General features: G+C 47.9%; 3 protein-coding genes. All 3 read left to right on the top strand.

All coding sequences use genetic code 11. The features are described from left to right. Positions 1–205: T9SS type A sorting domain-containing protein (locus OEV79_12555; GenBank protein ID MDH4212267.1), on the top strand; the 205-nt coding region annotated here is incomplete at its 5' end. Between the two features lie 128 nt (positions 206–333). After that, positions 334–1,527, top strand: coding sequence for a 2,3-bisphosphoglycerate-independent phosphoglycerate mutase (locus OEV79_12550; protein ID MDH4212266.1), 1,194 nt, complete (start codon positions 334–336; stop codon positions 1,525–1,527). Between the two features lies 1 nt (position 1,528). Then, positions 1,529–2,617 (top strand): bifunctional phosphoribosylaminoimidazolecarboxamide formyltransferase/IMP cyclohydrolase (locus OEV79_12545; GenBank protein MDH4212265.1); only part of this gene is annotated, 1,089 nt, incomplete at its 3' end.

The following is a 2,617-nucleotide window of genomic DNA, read 5'->3' as shown; positions in this document are numbered from 1 at the left end:
AGCAGGCCGCGCGCGTTTGCGAATATATAACATTGCCGGACAATTGGTAAAGACCCTCGTTGATTCCCATCAAAGCCCCGGTTCATACAGTATTGTCTGGACCGGACTTGACGAGCATAACCGGAGCGTAAGTAGCGGCGTCTATTTCTGCCGTCTGGAGACCGACGACCAGAGTGATATCAGAAAGATAACGATATTACGTTAGAGGTTGCCTTTTATACACACGACATCCTGAAGCGATGGTGATAGCCGCGTCGAGGGGATTGCCATAAGGCAGTCTCGCTTGACGGAGCACGAAATTGGGTTATTATTGACATGTAGAAAGGGGAGAGTATGAGCGAGATTCTGCAGGACCTTTTAATCAGGAATGAAAAGAAGATACTACTCATCGTGCTGGATGGTCTTGGTGACCTTCCATCGCCTGAAAAGACAGCGCTGGAGATCGCGAAGACGCCGAATCTCGATCGCCTGGCAAAGAAAAGCAGTCTTGGATTGACCGTGCCGGTCATGCAGGGAGTAACGCCGGGCAGCGGTCCATCACACCTTGCGCTCTTTGGCTATGATCCCCTTGAGCATCAGATAGGGCGAGGCGTACTCGAAGCACTCGGTATCGACATGGAGGTCAAGGATAGAGATCTTGCGGTGCGTGCGAATTTCGCGACCATCAAGGATGGGGTCATTATCGACCGAAGAGCAGGCAGAATATCTACAAAGGAATGCGCAAGGTTGTGCAAAAAGCTTCAAGCAGCTATTAAGGATGTAGAGAAGATACCAGTTGCGATAAAACCTGCAAAAGATCACAGATTCGTTGTGCGATTCGATGATGCTGGACTGTCCGAAAATCTAACAGATGCCGATCCGCAGAAAGAAAATCTCAAGCCCGTATTTGCCGAGGCAAAGGATGATGCGGCTAAGAGATCATCTGAAATCATCAATGCTTTCATAAGGAGAGCGGCTGATATTCTGAGCGACGAAAAGTGTGCCAACTATGTTCTTCTCAGGGGATATGCAAGGAACCCAAATTTGCAGCCGATGAGCGAGCGCTATGGGATCAATGCCGCCGCGATCGCAACTTATCCCATGTACAGAGGTCTCGCCGCGCTGGTTGGCATGGATGTTGTGAAAACAGGTGAAGCACTTACCGATGAGATAAAAACTTTAAAGGAGAATTACATCAACTACAATTTCTTCTTTTTGCATATCAAAGGAACTGATGAAGCTGGCGAAGATGGAGACCAGACGCAGAAGGTTAAATGTATTGAAGAATTTGACAGACATCTACCCACGATCCTCAGCCTGAAACCGGATGTCCTTTGCATGACATCTGACCATTCTACGCCAACTCTTCTACATTCTCATTCGTGGCATCCCAATCCCCTGCTTCTGTTTTCAAATTACATATTTCCTGATAAGAAGCGGTTCACAGAGAGAAATTGTGCGCAGGGTTACCTGGGCAGGTTAAAATCGATGGATGTAATGCCATTATTATTGGCCAATTCATTGAAGTTGAAAAAATATGGAGCATAACATGAACAAAATAAATAAAAAGGTGCTCATTTCCGTTGCCGATAAGGAAGGAATAGTCGAATTCGCCAAGGCGTTGCAGGGGCTGAATTTCGAAATCATTGCGACCGGCGGTACACAAAAACTACTGGGTGATAATGGAATCGAGGCAATCAAAATCTCTGACTATACTGGCGGTTCGGAGAGCGAACGAGTCAAGACATTGAGCCAGCGGATCGCAAAAGAAATACTGGAAACCGGTGAGATCGGACTTGTTGTATGCAATCTCTATCCTTTTTTCGCGCAGAAAGGCAAAACACTGGATGAAATGATTGAGTTCATCGACATCGGCGGTGTAACACTGATCCGGGCTGCGGCCAAGAACTACAAAAAGGTGGGTGTGGTTTTCGATCCCGCGCAGTACAATGATGTATTGGAGAATCTGCAGCAGGGAAAGGTCGATGAGACATTCAACCTCGAGTTGGCGAGGAAGGCGCTGGACTACATTGCGTGGTACGATGTGATCATCGCCGAGTTTTTTTCACCTGATTTTGAGACGAAAAATTACTTTACGTTCGGCGCCGAAAAATTCATACCCATGCGCTATGGCGAAAATCCCCATCAGAAAGCGGCCTTCTATCTGAACCGGAAAGACCAGGAGGATTTCAGGATACACGGCGGAAAGGAAATATCATACAACAATATTCTTGATGCTGATGTTGCTTTCGGGGCGGCGAATGATTTCAGTGAAGATATCGCCTGCGCCATCATCAAGCACCAGACACCTTGTGGTGTCGCGGTCGGAGAAACGCAGTCTGAGGCGTTTGAAAGGGCGTACATGGCTGATTCTGTATCGGCCTTCGGCGGGATCGTTGGTCTGAACAGAAAATTGGAACCGGGCACGGCCGAGTTGATCACAAAACATTTCTTTGAGGTCGTCATTGCGCCGGCTTTCGATGAAAAGGCACTTGAGATTTTGCGGACGAAGAAGAATCTCCGCATCGTTGAATTGAATCCGGAGTTGATCAAGCCTGTGGTATACCGTCCGGTGTTCGGCGGAATTCTGGTTCAGGAACGGGACGGGGCAGATCTGAAGGACTGGGAAGTTGTCACG

The sequence above is a fragment of the candidate division WOR-3 bacterium genome, assembly GCA_029858255.1.
Lineage (GTDB): Bacteria > Hydrothermota > Tepidihabitantia > SM23-42 > SM23-42 > SM23-42.
The sequence above is the reverse complement of the archived record's forward strand: the minus strand, read 5'-3'. Positions and strand labels throughout refer to the sequence as shown.